The sequence below is a fragment of the Halomonas sp. BM-2019 genome (assembly GCF_017584085.1).
The window spans coordinates 2,417,540-2,420,326 of the sequence record NZ_CP071922.1; the positions used below are offsets into that span (position 1 = coordinate 2,417,540).

Annotated in this window: 2 protein-coding genes; one reads left to right on the forward strand and one right to left on the reverse strand. The window is 50.5% G+C overall.

Translation table 11 applies throughout. The features are described from left to right. Positions 1 to 27: 27 nt before the first annotated feature. Positions 28 to 1,542: a fumarate hydratase gene (locus J5F18_RS12055; RefSeq protein WP_346298868.1), complete on the reverse strand. Its 1,515-nt coding sequence runs from the start codon at positions 1,540 to 1,542 to the stop codon at positions 28 to 30. A gap of 29 nt (positions 1,543 to 1,571) precedes the next feature. Between J5F18_RS12055 and J5F18_RS12060 the strand changes: the two genes are divergently transcribed. After that, a partial coding sequence (locus J5F18_RS12060) for a chorismate-binding protein (protein ID WP_346298869.1) occupies positions 1,572 to 2,787 on the forward strand: 1,216 nt, incomplete at its 3' end.

The following is a 2,787-nucleotide window of genomic DNA, read 5'->3' on the forward strand; positions in this document are numbered from 1 at the left end:
CGCTTTCTTATCGTTCCGAACAGCGTTTTAAGCTGATGTCATTTCCTGAATCTTCACTGCCCAGACCGCAGGACCGGCTTGGTGAGCATTATTGCCTTGACTGTCAACCGCAACCGTCACCGGCATGTCTTCAACCTCAAATTCGTAAATCGCTTCCATACCGAGGTCTTCAAAGGCAACGACTTTCGCTTGTTTAATTGCTTTTGCAACTAAATAAGCCGCACCGCCGACCGCCATGAGATAGACCGCTTGATGTTTAGCAATGCTCGCGACCGTTTGTGAACCACGTTCGGCCTTGCCAATCATGCCAATAATGCCGGTTTGCTCAAGCATAAGATCGGTAAATTTGTCCATCCGTGTCGCGGTTGTTGGGCCCGCTGGGCCAACCACTTCATCACCGACTGGATCAACCGGTCCAACGTAATAAATAAACTTATTACTGAAGTCGACCGGCAATTCCTCACCTTTGTCGAGCATGTCTTTAATCCGTTTGTGTGCAGCGTCACGGCCGGTCAATAGTTTGCCGGACAAGAGGACAGTTTCGCCCATTTTCCAATCGCGAACATCAGCGGCCGTCAGGGTATCGAGGTTCACCCGACGCGCATTATCACCCACTTCAAAGGTAATATCGGGCCAATCTTCTAACTTCGGTGGCTGCAACTGCGCCGGTCCACTGCCGTCTAAGTGAAAATGGACATGACGTGTTGCGGCACAATTCGGAATCATAGTCACTGGTTTTGATGCGGCATGCGTCGGCATTGACTTGATTTTCACGTCAACCACAGTCGTTAAACCGCCAAGCCCTTGAGCGCCAATACCCAATTCATTCACGCGATTATAAATTTCCAAACGCAACGCTTCTTCAGCGTTTTCCGGGCCACGTTCAATCAATTGTTGGATATCCACCGGATCCATCAACGACTCTTTAGCTAAAACCGCTGATTTCTCAGCAGTTCCGCCAATACCAATGCCAAGCATTCCCGGCGGACACCAGCCGGCGCCCATCTTCGGCAATGTTTCCACGACCCAATCTGCAATCGAATCACTTGGATTTAACATCACCATTTTGGTTTTGTTTTCAGAGCCGCCGCCTTTCGCCGCAATCGCCACTTCAATTTCGCCACCTGGGATCATATCGATGTGCACCACCGCTGGCGTGTTGTCTTTGGTGTTTTTGCGACCACCTGCGGGATCCGCAACAATTGAGGCGCGCAGCGGGTTTTCAGGATTTAAGTAGGCGCGACGCGTACCTTCATCAACCATCTCTTGCACTGTCATGTCGGTTTTATCCCACTGCACGTCCATGCCCACTTTAACAAAGCACGTTACGATGCCGGTGTCTTGACACAGTGGCCGATGGCCTTGTGCTGACATCCGCGAGTTGACAAGCATTTGCGCGATCGCACTTTTCGCGGCTTCGCTTTGCTCTTTATCGTGCGCTTCGGCAAGCGCATTAACGAAATCAAGTGGGTGGTAATAGGAGATAAACTGCAGTGCATCTTCGATGCTATCAATAAAGTCTTGTTGTCGAATAAGTGCCATGCCTAACCTCTTTTCGGCGGTGATATACGATGCTGAATAAACCAAGTTATGATACTCTCTTCTCGATAGTGCTGCCAGTGGATAAGTGCCCTTCAGCGCTGCTAAATCGAATCATCTTGATCACTTTTTATTCGGAGTATGTCGGTTTCATGGCGTTTTCGCAGCCTTCCCTTCAGGTCACAGAACTCAACTACCAAGACTGGCACGATGCGGTCGCTATTTTTACGCCTTTTGCTACCGAACCTTGGGCACTGTTGCTCGATTCTGCCGCAGCGAATCATCCCAATAGTCGCTATGATATTCTCTTACGGCAACCTCGTAAGACCTTTACTTGGCCAAGTGCGCAGACCGAAACAAACCCGTTTCAGCAGCTCCAAGACGAATTAACCGCTGCGCCAATTGCCCCCTTACCTGAGCCCTACCAGCACTTACCATTTCAGGGCGGTCTTGCTGGTTTGTTTGGGTATGATCTTGGCCGGACGCTCGAAGTCTTGCCGGAACTGGCAGAACAAGATATCGACTTACCCGATTTAGCCGTCGGCTTTTATCACCACGCCCTGATCATTGATCATCGAGAAAAGCGCACGTACGCGCTGCAGCCAGACGACGCTACCCTTGCTGCCCATGCGTTCTGGCAGCCCGCTCGCAAAACCAACAACACTACATTTCAATTAACTAGTGCTTGGAAAAGCAATCTCAGCGCAGCGGAGTATCACCAACGGATTGATCAAATTCACGCTTACTTACGGGCCGGTGATTGTTATCAAATCAATCTTGCGCAACGGTTTCAAGCGACCTTTCAGGGTGAGCCATGGCAAGCCTATGTTGCGCTTAGAAATGCCAATCGCGCACCATTTTCTGCTTGGTTAAATCTACCGCAAGGTTGTGTCCTCAGCCTATCGCCAGAACGCTTTTTACGTGTGACCCCCGATGGTCATGTCGAAACCAAGCCGATTAAAGGTACATTACCTCGCCTTAGCGACCCCGCTGCTGACGCTGAGCAAATACAACGGCTAAAAGATTCGCGCAAAGATCAAGCCGAGAACCTCATGATTGTCGATCTCCTTCGCAATGACTTGAGTCGTGTTTGCCAACCGGGCAGTGTCCATGTTTCAGCGCTCTTCGCTATTGAGAGTTTTAATGCTGTGCATCATTTAGTCAGCACGGTCGAAGGCCAACTTCCTTCTGACGCGCAGCCGCTTGCGTTACTCGCCGCGGCGTTTCCGGGAGGATCAATCACCGGTG

What these genes read in the sequence shown, in the direction of transcription:
- J5F18_RS12055 (WP_346298868.1), bottom strand. Translation starts at nt 1,542, where the DNA reads ATGGCACTTATTCGACAACAAGACTTTATTGATAGCATCGAAGATGCA.